This window comes from Jiangella alkaliphila (assembly GCF_900105925.1).
In the GTDB taxonomy this organism is placed as follows: domain Bacteria; phylum Actinomycetota; class Actinomycetes; order Jiangellales; family Jiangellaceae; genus Jiangella; species Jiangella alkaliphila.
Genome location: NZ_LT629791.1, coordinates 7,091,565 through 7,106,174, shown reverse-complemented (window position 1 = coordinate 7,106,174; position 14,610 = coordinate 7,091,565). Strand labels below are relative to the sequence as shown.

Here is a 14,610-nt window from a genome sequence, read left to right as displayed (position 1 = left end):
CTACTGTGTCCTAATCGTAACGCGGTCGAATGCCCCCTTTTGTCGGTGATTCAACGGGCGAATCCACGCCTGACGGCGGCCAATCGGCACGCGAGCACTCTTGTTCAACGTGACCGGTGACAGTACAATATTACCCTGCGATTCCGCCCGCCCTCCGAGGAGGATCTGTGTCTCCGACAGACGTTGGCAGCCGGCCGCTGGGCCGGGTGCGGGCGGCGCTGATCGCCGTGGCCGCGTCCGCGCTGCTCTTCCCGCAGCTCGCCGGCGCCGAGGACGCCCAGCCGTCCGGCGCCCCGCCGCTCGTCCCGATCGACCCGCAGGACTGGGACAACCAGTACGACCTCACCTGGGACGACTTCGTCCCGGTGCCGGGCGTCGACTGGACCGACCCGGACCGCGAGCCCACGGTCGACACCTGGCGGGCCGCGCTGGTGCTGGTCGACTACCCGAACCTGGACTTCCAGATCAGCCAGCCGGAGGGCTCGACCATCTTCGGCACCCCGATCGGCGTCGGCGACGTCCCGCGTGACGACGTCCCGGAGTTCTACGCCGGCCTGCTGAACACGCCGAGCGACCTCAACCACCGGCAGACGCTGAACTCGTACTGGATGGAGGACTCCTACGGCCAGTACGGCGTGGACGTCGACTCCTTCGGCCCGTTCCGGATGCCGCGCAACCACTTCGAGTACGGCAACCGGGACTACGGCAACGCCGCGAGCTGCCCGCCGAGCTACAGCTGCAACGGCAACTACCGGAACGACGCCCGGGCGCTGTACGAGGCGAACGTGCCGGCGGACATCCGCAGCCAGTACGACCTCGTCTTCTTCATGGGCGCAGGCCTGGACGAGTCGACCGCCTGGCAGGTGTTCGGGGAGATGATGTTCGACTCGCCCGAGGACGTGCCCGACGAGTTCGGCCCGCCCGCCGAGTTCGACCCCGGCAACGTCATGACGAACTGGATGCCCACCCGGTACATCCCATGGACGTCGTGGGCGGCCGGCTCGTTCACCTGGGCCAGCGCCGGTGGCGGCGCCGCCAACATGGCGGAGTCGTCCGGCACCGCCGGGTTCGCGCACGAGTTCACCCACCTCCTGGGGCTCGGCGACAACTACAACGGCGCGTTCGCGGTTCCGGCGCAGCGCACGTTCACCGGTCAGTGGGACATGATGAGTCAGGGCTCGTGGAACGGGCCGACCGGCATGCACACCCGCTGGAAGGTCCCGGCCGACGGCGGCTCCACCGTCGGGCCGCACCACAGCATCCGCAACAAGCTCGCGCTCGGGTTCATCGACGGCGACGACATCGTCGACCTCAGCCGCACCGGGCTGGCGTCGTCGGGCGTCGTCGTGGCGAAGGTGCGGGCGCGGGCGGCCGGCGTCCGCGGGGACGACCTGCTGGGCGTGCGGGTCACCTTCGACGGCGCCGCGCCGCTGGACCGCACGCCGCCGTGCCACCCGTCGACGGCCGGCCCCGAGTGCATGGGTCAGAGCGACTACACGAACTTCACGCTCGAGGTGGTGCAGCAGCTCGGCGTCGACTCCTACACCCCGGGCAACGGCGTGCTGATCTACAAGAACAAGACCGCGGGCGCCCAATGCGGCACCGCGCCGTGCTTCTCGTGGGTGATCGACTCCAACCCCGAGGACATCGGGATGGTCGACTTCTACCAGCCCGACGGCACCCCGCGCATGGTCGTCACGGGTGACCCGCGGCAGGTGAACGACGCGACGTTCAATGCCGGCACCCACTCCGGCACCGACTTCGAGTGGGTCGACGAGGACAACCGGCTGCACTTCTACGTCATCGACGTCGAGGAGGACGCGGACGGCGTGCGGACGTACACCGTCGCCGTCCGGTCGCTCGACGGCGCCGGCCCGCAGGAGCGCGGCGTCGCGCTGGAGCCGGGCGAGACCGGCCGGCACACCCCGGGCAGGGCGGCCACCTGCACCTTCCCGCTGGAGAACACCGGCGAGGCGGCCCCCGTCGACCCGGCGGCGCACCCCAGCGACGTCACCGACGAGGTGGCGGCCGACGTCTACCGGCTGTCGGTGACGTCGTCCGGCGCCGGCTGGGACGCCGAGCTGTACAACGAGCTGGCCGCGAGCCGGTTCGGCGCCGGCGTCGAGGTGCCCGTGTACGTCACCCGCACGCCGGGGGCGGCCCGCGAGACCACCGTCACGCTGACCGCCACCTCCGAGAGCGACCCGTCCGCGACGGCGACGGCCACCTGCGTGGTCGACGTCGCGGCGACGACGGTGCGCCGCTGAACCCACGTCCCGGGCGGCCGGGCGCTCTTCCGCAGCGCGCTCGGCCGCCCGGACGTGCCGGTCACCCCTCCGGATCCGGGGAGTGACGAGAACTGTGCAATGTCGTATTTTATTCGCCAAGCCGCTGCCCGTTCAGGGCGGTACGTGAGGAGAGCGCATGCGGATCAGGCTCAGCGGAACGAGCGTCGCGAGGCGGTGGCGGCTGGGACTGGCCGCGGCCGCGGTCGGGACGCTCGTCGTCGGCATGGCAGGCGCCGGGCAGGCGGCCCCGCCGGACTTCGAGGTCCAGCCGATCGACCCGCAGAACTGGAAGAACCAGTACGACATGACGTGGGACGACTGGACCGACATCCCGGGCACCGAGTGGAACGACCCGGACGCCCTGCCGAGCGAGCGCGGCCTGCGCATCGCCCTGGTGGCGGTGGACTTCCCGGACCAGCCGTTCGTCATGACGCAGGAGAAGAACAGCGACCTGTTCGGGAACCCGCAGATCGACCCGATCCCGCGCGCCGAGGTGCCGCAGTTCTACCACGACTTCTACATGGTCCCGAACGAGCACAACCAGGGCCGCACCATCCAGGAGTACTGGATGGAGCAGAGCCGCGGCCGGCTCGGTGTCGAGACCATGGACGTGTTCGGCGCCTACGAGATGCCGCGGAACCTGTTCGAGTACGGCCTGAACGAGTGGGACCAGGAGCCCGCCTGTCCCGAGGGCTTCAGCTGCGACGGCGACCTCGAGGACGACGCCGACGCGCTGTGGAAGGCCGACCTGGCGGCCAACGGCATCCCGTGCCCTGACAACCGCTGCGGTTACGACGTCCTGCTGCGGGTCTACGCCGGCTACGACGAGACCAGCATCTGGCAGGAGTACGGCGAGATGATGTTCAACACGAAGGAGGACATCCCCGAGGAGTGGGGTCCGCCGGAGTGGCTCGACCCGGACAACGAGATGCCGAACTGGGCGCCCACCCGCTACGTCGAGTGGACCTCGTGGCAGGCCGCGGCCCAGCAGTGGGGCCTCTCGTCGATCCGCCAGGCGGAGAGCTCGGGCACCATCACGCACGAGATGGGGCACTTCTTCTTCAGCATCGGCGACAACAACAACAACCCGTTCACCAACCGGCTGAGCCCGCCGCAGCCGTTCCACCGGGTCGGCTCGGCGCCGTGGGACATGATGGACCGCGGCTCGTTCAACGGACCCGGTGGCCACCACATGCGCTGGGTGATCCCGCCGAACATGGGCGGCTGGTCGCCGTCGGGCCTCATGGTCCGCAACAAGATGGTCGCCGGCATCGCCGACAACCTGGTGGAGCTCAGCCGGGAGAACCTGGCCACCACCGGTGTGGTCGTGGACGAGGTGACGGCGCGCGCGGTCGACCCCGGTGACGGCGGGACGTCGGGCATCCGGGTCCGGCTCGACGGCCCGATTGCGCCGGGCCAGTTCCCGGACCGCACGCCGAACTGCGACTACGACCTCGACCCGTTCTGTCACAACGAGCCCGTCGACGTGCAGTCCGGCCCGGGCGTGAACCTGCAGACAGGCTGGGACGACTACACGCTCGAGGTCGTCGACCGGATGGGCTTCGACTCGTTCAACCCCGACAGCGGCGTCATCATCGCCAAGAACAAGCCCCGCGGCACCAACACCTGCGGCTACAGCTGCTTCAACTGGGTCATCGACGCCAACCCCGACGACATCGGGCTGGTCGACTTCTACAAGCCCGACGGCACCCCCGTCATGGCCACCATCGCCGACCACCGTCAGCTCAACGACGCGGCCTTCCACGCCGGGCTGGACTCCGGCTCGGAGTACGAGTACGTCGACGAGGCCAACCGGCTGCACTTCTACGTCATCGACATCGAACGCGACGACGAGGGCGTGCTCACCTACACGCTGGCCGTCCGTTCGCTGGACGGCGACGGCGCGCAGGAGCGCGGCGTGGAGCTGGGCGAGGCCGAGGTCACCGGCATCCGCACCAGCCAGGCGGCGCAGTGCACGTTCCCGCTGACCAACACCGGCGAGGGCGCGGCGACGACGGCCGGGCACCCGACCGACGTCGGCGACAAGCTCGACAACGACGTCTACCGGCTCTCGGCCGACTCCAGCGCCAAGGGCTGGACCGCCGAGCTCGACAACGCGCTCACCACCGCGCGCGCCGGCGAGACGGTCGAGGTCCCGGTGTACGTCACGCGCGAGCCGTCCGCGGCTCGGAACACCACGGTCACCCTCACCGCGACGTCGGAGAGCGACCCGTCGGCCACCCAGCAGCTCACCTGCACGGTGGCCGTGAAGGACACCAACCCCCGGCGCTGAGGAGAACGCGCATGAGACCCATGAACCGAACGCTTCGTGCCGCAAGTCTCACGTTCGCCGCCGCGGCCCTGGTGCTCGGGCTGTCCGCCGGAACGGTCCAGGCCGATCCGAAGGACTTCGTCGTCGAGCCGATCGACCCGCAGAACTGGAAGAACCAGTACGACCTCACCTGGGACGACTGGGCCGACATCCCGGGCACCGAGTGGAACGACCCCGACGTCAAGCCCAGCGAGCGCGGCCTGCGCATCGCGCTCGTCGCCGTCGACTTCAAGGACATCCCGTTCGTCATCACCCAGCCGAAGGGGTCCGACCCGTTCGGCAACCCGCAGATCGACCCGATCGCGCGCGAGGACGTCCCGCAGTTCTACCGCGACTACTACATGGAGCCGAACGAGTACAACCACGGCCGCACCATCCACGAGTACTGGATGGAGCAGAGCCGCGGCCGGCTCGGCGTCGACGAGATGGACACTTTCGGCTCGTACCAGCTGCCGCGCAACCAGTTCGAGTACGGCCTCAACGAGGGCTGGATCCGCGACGCGCCGGGTGAGCACTGTCCGGAGGGCTACACCTGCAACGGCAACGTCGAGGGCGACGCCGACGCGCTGTGGAAGGCCGACCTCGCGGCGCGCGGCATCCCGTGCCCGAACAGCCGGTGCGGCTACGACGTCGTGCTGCGGGTCTACGCCGGCTACGACCAGACCTCGGTCTGGCAGGAGTTCGGCGAGATGATGTTCCAGACCAAGGAGGACGTGCCCGACGAGTGGGGCCCGCCCGAGTGGCTCGACCCGGACGACTCGATGCCGAACTGGGCGCCCACCCGCTACGTCGAGTGGACCTCGTGGCTCGCGTCGTCGCAGCGCTGGGGCAGCGCCTCCATCAGACAGGCGGAGAGCTCGGGCACCATCACGCACGAGATGGGGCACTTCTTCTTCAGCATCGGCGACAACAACAACAACCCGTTCTCGGACCGGCAGAACCCGCCGCAGCCGTTCCACCGGGTCGGGTCGGCGCCGTGGGACATGATGGACCGCGGTTCGTTCAACGGTCCGGGCGGCCATCACATGCGCTGGGTCGTGCCGCCGAACATGGGTGGCTGGTCGCCGTCGGGCCTGATGGTCCGCAACAAGATCCACGCGGGCATCCTGCCGCCGGAGAACGTGCTGGACGTCAGTCGCGAGGCGCTGGCCACCACCGGCCTGGTCGTCGGCGAGGTCACGGCGCGCGCCGTCGACCCGGGCGCCGAGGGGACGTCGGGCGTCAAGGTGCGCCTCGACGGTCCGGGGCCCGTGCCGGACCGCACGCCGTTCTGCAACTACGACGCCGATCCGTTCTGCCACACCGACCCGGTCGACATCGACAACCGCCCGGACGTGGTGAACAACCAGACCGGGTGGGACAACTACACGCTCGAGGTCGTCGACCGCATGGGCTTCGACTCGTTCAACCCCGACACCGGCGTCATCATCGCCAAGAACAAGACCAGTGAGGGCCCGGCCCGCAACACCTGCGGGTACAACTGCTTCAACTGGGTCATCGACGCGAACCCGCAGGACATCGGGCTGGTCGACTTCTACAAGCCGGACGGCACGCCGGTGATGGCCACCATCGCCGACCACCGTCAGCTCAACGACGCCGCGTTCCACGCCGGGCTGGACTCCGGGTCGGAGTACGAGTACGTCGACGAGGCCAACCGGCTGCACTTCTACGTCATCGACACGGAGCGCGACGACGAGGGCGTGCTGTCGTACACGCTGGCGGTGCGGTCGCTGGACGGCGACGGTGCGCAGGAGCGCGGCGTCGAGGTGGGCGAGGCCGAGGTCATGGGCCTGCGCACCAGCCAGGCGGCCCAGTGCACCTTCCCGCTGACGAACACCGGCGAGGAGGCGGCCACGACGACCGGGCACCCGGCGGACGTCGCGGACCAGCTCGACAACGACGTCTACCGGTTGACGGCCGAGTCCAGCGCCCAGGGCTGGACGGCGCAGCTGGACAACGCGCTCACGACGGCGCGGGCCGGCGACACCGTCGAGGTGCCGGTCTACGTCACGCGCGAGACGCCGGCGGCTCGGGAGACCACGGTCATGCTCACCGCGACGTCGGAGAGCGACCCGTCGGCCACCCGGTCCGTGACCTGTACCGTTGCGGTCCAGGACACCAACCCGCGCCGTTGATCGAGGGGACACAACTCGTGCGTGTAGCTCGTCGCGGCGTCGTGCTCGCCGTCGTCCTGCCGATGCTGCTGGCCGGGTGCGCCGGCTCCTCCAATGACGGAGGAGCCGGCTCCGGCGGGGACGTCGGCGTCGTGCGGGTGCTGATCCCGGACGGCAACCTGCGCCGGCTCGGCGAGCCGTGCAACGGGGCGGGCGCGTTCCGCTCCGTCCACGCCGAGGCGACCTTCACCGTCGAGGACGGCGACGGCGTCGAGGTGGCGCGCGGCGAGCTGCCGGGCGGCACCGCGGAGCAGATGATGGACGTCAGCTTCCGCGAGGGCATGCGGCAGCCGACGATGTGCGTCATGGACGTCGACGTCGAGGGCCTGACCTCGCCCGACGGCTACGAGTTCGTCGTCGGCGACGGCTTCACGGCGCCCATCGAGCCGAGCGACGACACGGAACTGATCGGAGAGGTGTTGATCTCGTGAGGCGCGTGCTGACCGGTGTGGTCGTCGCGGTGCTGGCGCTGGCCGGGTGTTCGGGGTCGGACGACCCGGCCGCGGTCTCGTTCGACCTGCCCGGCGAGGTGCCCGCCGACGTGACGTTCATCGACGCGCCGGCCGACGCGCCGCCGGCGCCGCCGTTCGAGCTCGACCTGCTCGACGGCAGCACCCTCGATATCGCCGAGCAGTGGGCGCAGCGGCCGGTCGTGCTGGTGTTCTTCGAGTCGTTCTGCGAGTTGTGCGCCCAGCAGCAGGCCGAGATCACCGAGCTGAGCGAGGAGTACCGCGACGCCGTCCTGTTCGTCGGCGTCGGCAGCGCGTCCAGCGAGGACGACGCCGCCGAGTACGTCCGCGAGCACGACATCGCCTACCCGGTCGGCCTGGACCCCGACGGCGAGACCTTCCGGCGCTACGGCGTCGACGAACCGCCGTTGGTGGCGCTGGTCTCCCGCGGCGGGCAGCTGGTCCGCGGCTGGCCCGGCGGCGTCGAGGACCTCGGCGCCCAGCTGACGGAATTCGTCGTCGCACCCGCCGAATGACCTGCCGGTTTTCCACCAGTTCAGGCGGGTAACATGTGATATGTTACTGCGGGCGGAGGTGACCATGGAACTCTCGATGCAGCAGATCCTGGAGAGCCTGGCGCAGCGGGTGGGCCGGCCCGCCGTGCTCGAAGACCGGTTCATGCGGCTCATCGCGTTCAGCTCGCACGACCGGCCGATCGACGACGTGCGGGAAGACTCCATCCTGCGCCGGCACGCCTCGGCCGAGGTGCGCGGCTGGCTGAAGCGGTTCGCGCTGCCGAACCTGCGCCGGCCGCTGCGGCTGCCGGCCAACCCCGAGCTGCACATGCTGGCGCGGGTCTGCGTCCCCGTCCTCTATCGCGGCAAGCTGCTCGGCCACCTGTGGTTCGTCGACGCCGACGGCAGCATGAGCGACGCCGACCTCGACGCGTGCCTGCAGGGCGCCGCGGAGCTCGGGGAGTGGCTGCACCGCGAGAGCGTGGCCAGCCTGTTCTCGTCCGCCCGGCTGGCCGACACCATGCACATGCTGCTCAGCAGCTCGCCGATGAGCGCCCAGGCGGCCCGCAGTCTCATCGACGCCGGCTACCTGCCGGCCCGCGACGGCGTGGTCGCCGTGGTGCTGCAGGGCGTGCCGCGCCGCACGTCCGCCGTCGACATCGAGGACGCCCTCGCCCAGAGCGTCGCCGACTTCCGCCGGGTGGTCCGCAGCGGCCAGGCGCTCGACCTCATCAACCGCGACCACGCCGTCCTGCTGCTCTCCTGCGCCGGCGACCACGACATCTACGTCGACGAGCGGGTCGAGACGCTGGTCGACCTGACCCGGTCCGCGCTGGTCGTCGGCGGCTCCGACGCCGCGCTGGTCGTCGGCGTGGGCAGCCGGCGCGGCGCGCTCGAGGAGGCGTACGCGTCGTTCCGCGAGGCCCGGATGTCCGCCGACGCCGCCCGCCTGCTGCCCGGCCTCGGCGACGTCGTGTACTGGTCCCGGCTGGGCATCCACCAGATCGTCGTCAAGCTGGCGTCGCTGGGCGAGGAGGTGCCGACCGTCCACCCCGGCCTCGGCCACCTGCTCGACGACCCTGACGCGCTGCCGCTGCTGGAGACGCTCGAGACGTACCTGGACGTCGCCGGCAATGCCCAGCTGACCGCCGAGCGGCTCAACCTGCACCGGACCTCGCTGTACTACCGGCTGCAGCGGCTGGAGCAACTGGCGCACACCAACCTCAAGAGCGGCGCCGAGCGGCTGGCGCTGCACCTGTCGCTCAAGGTCGCCCGGATGACCGGCCAGTACGCCCCGCGCCAGGCCGCCGCCGACTCGCCCCACGATCATCAGAGTTTCGTGGCGTGACAGCAGGGCGCTGACTGGCAGAGTGTCGCCATGCGCGACGCGCCGGACAGCGGGAGCCACGACTATCAGGTGTTGCTGACGGTCATCGCGGGCATCTCGCTGGCCGCGGCGGCGACCGTCCTGCCGGTGCTCATCGCCGGCCCGTACTGGACCTGGCTCTACTGGGCGAACGTCCTGCTGTGGGTGGCCGGCATCGCCGCGACGATCCTGGAGTACCTGGCCGTGCTGCACGGCTCGCGGTACTACCTGCGCCGGGTCGACCTCGCCGCGACGTCCAGCCTGGTGTTGGTGTTCCTCGCGCTGGCCGGGCTGTTCGTCGTCATCGGCATGGGCGGGGAGTGGCTGGCGCCGCAGTGGTTCGTGCTGTTCGCGATCTTCGGGGTGCTGTCGGCACTGGAGGCCGAGCACGGCCGCCGGGTGATCGTCCGGCACGCGGTGCGGCTGTACGGAGCGAAGGCGGTGCGGGCCTACGTGATCTCGCTGCGGCAGGTCGCGCTGCTCATGCTGGCCGCGTCGGCCGCGTCGCTGCTGTTCGCCGTGGCGTGGCCGGACCCGCCCTCGCTCGCGGTGTTCGTCGCGTCCGTGCTGGTGCTGGCCGGCGTGCTGGCGGCGAACGTCCAGCAGCATCGCATCCGGGTCGTGCTGGGCACTCGCTGACCAGCACGACCCGGATGGTGCGGGACGGTCAGTCCGTCGGCAGCTCCTCCGCCAGCGACACGAGCGCCGCGCTGACCAGGGTGCGGGCACCCGTGCCGGCGAGGTCCTCGGCGTGGCCGGTGAACCGCTCGAGCGCCCGCTCCGCCGCGCGGCCGGTGGACCGCTCGGCGATGTCGAGCTGCGCCCGCAGCCGCTGGTGCTCGCCCTGGGTGACGAAACCGTCGGCGCGGTAGCCGGCCAGCAGGTCCTGGGCGTTGTCATAGGCGACGTCCACCGAGGCCGACTTCAGCTCGACCTCGACGGTGACGGTGGCGTCCGGGTCGGTCTCGCTGGTGGCGGTGACGGTCAGCGTCGCCGTCTCGGAGGCGTCCTCGCCGGCGGTGGCGTACGCCCAGACCGGCACGGTGTCGCCGGCCTGCGCCGCCTTGATCTCGTACGGCAGGGTCACGTCCCAGCCCTCGCCCTCGACGGCCGAGGAGATCCGGTACACGTCCGAGCCGTAGATGCCGTCGCCGGCGTCGCCGGTGTTGGTCAGCGGCAGGTTCACCAGGGCGGTGGAGTCGCCGACGGCGAACGTGGCGGCCTCGCCGAGGGCGGCGCCGCGCTCGTACGGCCCGGCCGCATCGGTGTGCCGCACGGCGACGTCGTAGAACAGCTCGCCCGCCTGGTCGCGGTAGGTGTCCAGGACGTAGAAGTGCAGCTTGTTCGGCGCGTCGACGTACTCGTACTCGCTGCCCGACCCGGTGCCGGCGTGGAACGTCGCGTCGTCGAGCTGGCGCGGGTCGCCCTTGACGACCGGAACCGGCTCACCACCGGGCTCGCTGCCGTTGCCCGGCCGGTAGAAGTCGATCCGGCCGATGTCCTCGGGGTTCGCGTCGACCAGCCACGCCCGCGGCGAGCTCGCCTGACGCGACTGGCCGATCAGCACGCCGTGCCCGGCGACGAACGAGTCGTTGCCGACCCGCTCGACGACCTCGAGGTTGAACCGGTCCCAGGTGCGCTCCGGGAACCTCGGGTCGTGGACGACCAGCGGCGTGCAGAAGAACTGGTCCTCGACCCGTGCCTGGCAGGCGCCGTGGGTGAAGGTGTTGGTGAGCGACACGCTCAGGCCGACCATGTCGCCGTCGGGCACGTACTCGCGCGCCTTGATCGGCGTGACGGCGGGGCCCTGCTCGGCCAGCGACGCCTGGGTGATGTCGATGAACTCACCGGGCCGGACGACGCCGAGCCGGCCGCTGCCGGTGGTCTTGAAGTACAGCGTGTGGTGCGGGCCGAGCGACGAGCCGCCGGCGTTGGGGACCTGCCAGCGGTTGTGCGTGCCGCCGGGGCCGTTGAACGAGCCGCGGCTCATCATCTCCCAGTAGGCGGTGCCGGCCCGGCCGCTGGACGGGTCGAACGGGTTGTTGTAGTTGTCCGGCAGCCCGCGCAGGTGGCTGAACTCGTGCGCGAACACGCTGAGGCCGGAGTTCTCCGCCTGGGTGGACGTGCCCTGGCTGGCGTTCGGCCAGTGGTTGGCCGCCGACTGCCACGAGGTCCAGTCGACGTACCGGGTGCCGACGGCGTTCGGGATCGGGTTGCCGGCGGAGTTGAGGACGGGGCCCTCGGTCGCGCCGGGCGGGCCGAACTCGGCCGGGACGTCCTCGGCAGTCCGGAACATCATCTCGCCGAACTCCTGCCAGGTCGACGTCTCGTCGTGGCCGGCGGTGACGTAGAACCCGTTGTCGAAGCCGCACAGCGACGCGTTGCCCTGCAGGGTGCCCTCCGGGCAGCCGATGGCGTTGCGCCAGAGCTCGTTGCCGACGTGGCGAATGTTCCGGTCGCTGTAGTTGCGCCGCGCCGGGTCGACGATGCCCTCGCACCGGTCGCCGGCCGGGCAGGCCGAGTCGGGCTCGTCGCCGATCGCCAGCCCGAACTCGTCCATGCCGTACTCGTGCATGTTCTCGGGCAGCGTGTAGGGGCCGAACACCTCGACGGTGACGCCGATGCGGCCGTGACTGGTCTCCATCCAGTACCCGTGCAGCGTCTGGCCCTGGTTGTACTCGTTCGGGACGGCGTAGTAGTCGTAGTACCACTGGTTGACCTCGTCGGGCGACACCGGCGCCCACGGCGGCAGCGGGTTGCCGAACACGTGCGACTCGGGCTCCTGCTCGATGAGGAACTTCTGGTCGGCGAAGTCGAGCAGGATGACCGCGGTGCGGTACTGGCTCTCCGAGCCGGTGCTGGTGGTGTCCTGGTTCCACGCATCGGGCCGGATCTGCTGGTAGTCGTCCCAGGTCATCTCGGCCTGCTCTTCCCAGACCTGCTCGTCGACCGGGACGACCGGGCCGGTGGCGGCGTCGTCGGGCGCGACGCTCTCGGCGCCAGCCGACACGATGCCCGCCGATGCCGAGAGGCCCAGCGCCGCCACGCCGACGACCGCTCGCGCCCGCCAGGCCCGTCCCCGCCGCACGGATCGCCGTTCTGTACTCGCCGTCACCGAGACCTCCCAAGAGTCGACGCCGGGCCGCGGGCACGCGGTCCGGTCCGGCGACCGTAGGCCGTGGAACGACCGACGGTCACCGGACAGGTGCATGGAGATCTATCGCACTAGTCGGACATCTGTCGATAGGGCCGGACTCATTCGCCGCGGCCGCGGTTCTCGAACGTGACGCTGCGCGTCTCCTCGGTGTTGTCGTTGGCGTCGTTCGACCGGTACTCGATGGTGTGCGTGCCGAGACCGACGACCCGGAACGGCTCGGCGTAGGTGCGCCACGGACCGCCGTCCAGCCGGTACATGACCCGGTTCACGCCGGAGCCCCAGCCGTCGCCCGCCGTCAGCGTCACCGTCGGGTTGGTGTAGTTCCCGTCATCGCGGGCCGGCCGCTGGTTCAGCTCCAGCTCCGTCGCCGGCGCGTCGACCTCGATGGAGCGCAGCGCCGCCCGCAGGTCCGGGCGCGGGCCGATGTTCTCCTGCGGGTTCGTGGTCTGCGCTGTCCCGGTGGCCCGCAGCAGGTCGTTGATCTGCGCGGTCGTCCACGGGCCGAGGCCGACGGACATGACGTAGGACTGGACGGCGACGACGGCGTTGGTGACGATCGGGCCGGCGCCGGACGTGCCGCTGAACGAGCGCGAGTAGGCCCGGTTGTGGTCGTCGCCCAGCTCGGCGCAGAGCACGTTGCAGTAGCCGGTGGTGTAGATGTCCTGGCCCCAGCCCTGCAGGTCGAACCGCTGCCCGTAGTTCGAGAAGCTCAGCCGCGACCGCGCCGGGTTGGCCGGGCGCAGCCCGCTGCCGCCGGCGCCGACGAAGATCGAGCCGGAGTGCTGGACGGCCGGGTCGAACCACGTGACCCCGTTCAGCGTGTACATCGGGTCGTCGGTGTCCGTGTTGCCGTTGCCGCCGGTGAGCACGACGTTCGCGCCCATCGCCGTCAGCACCCGGTTGGCCTCGAAGACCGCCGGGATCCACTCCAGCGGCGCGTACCGGCTGCCGCCGAGCGGGCTGCCGGTCTGCTGCTCCAGCACCAGCGCGTCGCCGGGCCGGACGAACGGCTGGCCGGCTTCGTCGCGCAGGGTCGCGACGAACGCCAGAGCCGGGCCGGGCCGCCACGACGTCCGGCCGTTGCCGAGGTTCTCGACCGGCGAGATGCCGTACATGTCGACGTCCGGCACGCCGCCGGTCACGCCGTAGCCGTTGTCGCGGGCCGCGATCTCGCCGAAGACCGCGGTGCCGTGGTCGTCGCCGAACGTGTCGATGCGCACGAACCGGCCCCGGCCGATGTCGCTGGACCAGTCCAGCTGCAGGTCCTCGTGGAACGGGTTCCAGTTGTACTCGAGGTCGATCACCCGGAGGCCGGCGCCGCGGACCCGCGCGTCGCCGCGGACCAGCTCGGCGTCGGTGCCGTTGTGGGTGTCGGACGGGCGCAGGTAGCCCTGCAGCGGGGTGAGGTCCGGGGTCGGCTCGGCCGGCGGCGGGGCCGGCTCCGGCGACGGGTAGGCGTACTCGACCTCCGGCAGCGCGGACAGCTCGGCCAGGACGGCGTCGACGTTGGTGCCTGCGGGCAGCAGCGCCGTGTACCAGGAGGCGAGGTCGGGCAGCGGCTCGGCCGACCTGGCCTGCGCCTGGCTGGTGGCGGTGGCCAGGGCGGCCGCCTGCGCCGGCTCGACGAACGGAATGAGAGCGCTCACATCATGCCGGTCGAGGACGTCGCGGACGTCGTCCAGGCTCGCGCCCGTCGTGCTGCGCAGGGTCGCCTCGCTGCCGCCGCGGACGCGGTGGTCCTCGGCGAACTTGAGCTCCAGGCTGACCTCGGGTGCGACCGCCGCGGCGCCGCCCACGCCCGTGCCGTCGTCGCTGCTGGCGGTCACCCGCAGGGAGCTGGTCGACGGCGTCAGCTCGCCGCTCGCGGTCAGTCGCTGCTTGTCGACGTGCACGACGAGGTCGTCGGCGCCGTCGCCGTCGCCGTCGACGTCGTTGACGTGGCTGATGACGGCGCCCGCCTCGGACCGGGCCGGCGCGACGTCGCCGACGGTGAGGGTGGCGAGGTCGAGGTCGGTGACGTCCACGGCCGGGGAGCCGTGCACCGTCACCGGGATCAGGCCGGGGCCGGCGAGGTTGACGTGACCGGACAGCCCGGCCGAGACGTCGACCTCGATCTCGGGCCGGTCGGCCGGGCCGGCCTGGGCGGGTGGGGCCACGAGGGCGTAGCCGGTCACCGCGAGGGTGCCGAGCGCCACGCCCGCGCTGAGGCGTCGTGCCATGGGGGTCTCCTTTGTCGCCGCGGGGAGGACAGGGGATGACGCCCGAACTTAGGCAAGCCGGGATGAATGGTCACCGGGCATGTGTCTGAAACCCCGGTCGGCCGGGCCGA

9 protein-coding genes are annotated in these 14,610 nt (G+C 71.0%); 7 read left to right on the top strand and 2 right to left on the bottom strand.

What is annotated here, in order from left to right; all coding sequences use genetic code 11:
• The first annotated feature begins 167 nt into the window (after positions 1-167).
• The 7 genes from BLV05_RS32700 to BLV05_RS32675 all read left to right on the top strand — a co-directional run bounded on the left by BLV05_RS32700 (position 168) and on the right by BLV05_RS32675 (position 9,763).
• The gene (locus BLV05_RS32700) at positions 168-2,267 is read left to right on the top strand and encodes a M6 family metalloprotease domain-containing protein (RefSeq protein WP_160312791.1); all 2,100 of its coding nucleotides are present in this window, start codon (positions 168-170) and stop codon (positions 2,265-2,267) included.
• Between the two features lie 157 nt (positions 2,268-2,424).
• The gene (locus BLV05_RS32695; RefSeq protein WP_046771120.1) at positions 2,425-4,581 is read left to right on the top strand and encodes a metallopeptidase domain-containing protein; all 2,157 of its coding nucleotides are present in this window, start codon (positions 2,425-2,427) and stop codon (positions 4,579-4,581) included.
• Positions 4,582-4,592: 11 nt separating this feature from the next.
• Positions 4,593-6,755: a metallopeptidase domain-containing protein gene (locus BLV05_RS36320; RefSeq protein ID WP_152690943.1), complete on the top strand. Its 2,163-nt coding sequence runs from the start codon at positions 4,593-4,595 to the stop codon at positions 6,753-6,755.
• 17 nt (positions 6,756-6,772) lie between these two features.
• Positions 6,773-7,225 carry a hypothetical protein gene (locus tag BLV05_RS36770; RefSeq protein ID WP_160312790.1) on the top strand — a complete coding sequence of 151 codons (453 nt, stop codon included), beginning with the start codon at positions 6,773-6,775 and terminating at the stop codon, positions 7,223-7,225.
• The gene (locus tag BLV05_RS32685) at positions 7,222-7,779 is read left to right on the top strand and encodes a TlpA family protein disulfide reductase (protein WP_082155596.1); all 558 of its coding nucleotides are present in this window, start codon (positions 7,222-7,224) and stop codon (positions 7,777-7,779) included. Before BLV05_RS36770 ends, BLV05_RS32685 begins: the two co-directional genes overlap by 4 nt.
• 64 nt (positions 7,780-7,843) lie before the next feature.
• Entirely contained in the window at positions 7,844-9,106 is a 1,263-nt protein-coding gene (locus BLV05_RS32680) for a PucR family transcriptional regulator (RefSeq protein WP_046771116.1), read from the top strand.
• A gap of 30 nt (positions 9,107-9,136) precedes the next feature.
• Positions 9,137-9,763 carry a hypothetical protein gene (locus BLV05_RS32675; RefSeq protein ID WP_046771115.1) on the top strand — a complete coding sequence of 209 codons (627 nt, stop codon included), beginning with the start codon at positions 9,137-9,139 and terminating at the stop codon, positions 9,761-9,763.
• A 28-nt stretch (positions 9,764-9,791) separates the two neighbouring features.
• Here BLV05_RS32675 and BLV05_RS32670 read toward each other — a convergent pair whose 3' ends face one another.
• Both BLV05_RS32670 and BLV05_RS32665 read right to left on the bottom strand, forming a co-directional pair.
• Positions 9,792-12,239 carry a M6 family metalloprotease domain-containing protein gene (locus BLV05_RS32670; RefSeq protein ID WP_160312789.1) on the bottom strand — a complete coding sequence of 816 codons (2,448 nt, stop codon included), beginning with the start codon at positions 12,237-12,239 and terminating at the stop codon, positions 9,792-9,794.
• A gap of 140 nt (positions 12,240-12,379) precedes the next feature.
• Positions 12,380-14,500, bottom strand: coding sequence for an OmpL47-type beta-barrel domain-containing protein (locus tag BLV05_RS32665; protein ID WP_152690941.1), 2,121 nt, complete (start codon positions 14,498-14,500; stop codon positions 12,380-12,382).
• Between the last annotated feature and the right edge of the window lie 110 nt (positions 14,501-14,610).